We start from the raw sequence: 1,182 nt of genomic DNA on the forward strand, positions 1-1,182 counted from the left end.
GATGGGCCGGTAACCCAAGCTGATAATTGTAGTAATACACCTATGAACACCATAAAGCTAAATATATTAGCTATTATTGTAGGTAACCCTAAAATATGGCAATATATTAATATTGGTTGTGTAATGTTTGATAATTCCATTTTGCCATTAGGTACAACATTGGCTACAAGAGCGGCGTTAACTAAGTTTAGTAAAACTAACCCTATAAGGGAGATGAATACACCTTTAGTATAATTTTTAGTAGCATCTTTTAATCTTGGCATAAAAACAGAAGACATTTCGATACCAACAAATATGAACATAATGCCAGCTAAATATTTAAAAGTTTCCATGTTTTGTAAATTAGGAACTACTTTAGACCATGAAAAAGAGCCTAAGTAACCATGTGATACAATTCCAACTTTGGATAAAGCAAATGCTCCCATTATAAAAATTACTAAAACAGGGATATAAACCCCTAACCAAACACCTATATTACCTCCAACTTTTGCCATATCAAATTTTAAATTTAAGAATGTTATTATCCAATAAATAATCAAAATACATCCTAAAATAAACCAGTGGTTATTTCCTAAAGGAACATTCCCAAAAGTATTACCGAGTAAGGGCCCTAATGTTGAGGCGACCATGACCATGCCGGGAAACATTTGAACCCACAAAAGCCATGCTACAACAAATCCCCATTTATTACCTAACGCTGTTTTCACCCAAAGTTGAGGACCACCTTCTTGAGGAAGCATTGTAGAAAGTTCTCCAGATATAAATGCAATAGGAGCAGCAAAAAACAGAACAGCAAAAATTATATATACAAGTAATGTCCATCCTGCAGCTGCTAATGTAGGTATACTACGCACTGTTGCGCATAATGCCATTGTTAAACCTATAAACGTACTTAAGGCGATTTTGTGTTGACTGCTCATTTTGTACACTCCTCATTAAAGCAATAATTAAGTTTGATTATTTTATTTTATAAATTTTTTCTAATTTATCTTGAATTGCTGCTTTTATTTTTGGTGCATATTCTTCAAATTTTTCTTTATCATTCATATAAGGAGTAAGTACAGCAGCTCTTAATATAGTTACTTTACCGGCTCTAGCCCATTCCTCTTTATTAAATCCTAAGCTTTCGACGAAACTCAACGGACTATTACCATAATCAGGTATAGCAAAATCAGTGTGAGA

General features: G+C 33.2%; 1 protein-coding gene and 1 pseudogene. Both read right to left on the minus strand.

Going from position 1 to position 1,182, the window contains the following annotated elements; genetic code table 11:
* On the minus strand, positions 1–920 hold a 920-nt coding region (locus tag ACIBJB_RS47475), incomplete at its 3' end, for an amino acid permease (RefSeq protein ID WP_398940392.1).
* Between the two features lie 37 nt (positions 921–957).
* Positions 958–1,182 (minus strand): annotated as a pseudogene (locus tag ACIBJB_RS47480) (tyrosine decarboxylase); the annotation flags it as partial.

It is taken from the genome of Streptomyces sp. NPDC050759, from assembly GCF_044456945.1.
In the GTDB taxonomy this organism is placed as follows: Bacteria; Actinomycetota; Actinomycetes; order Streptomycetales; family Streptomycetaceae; genus Streptomyces.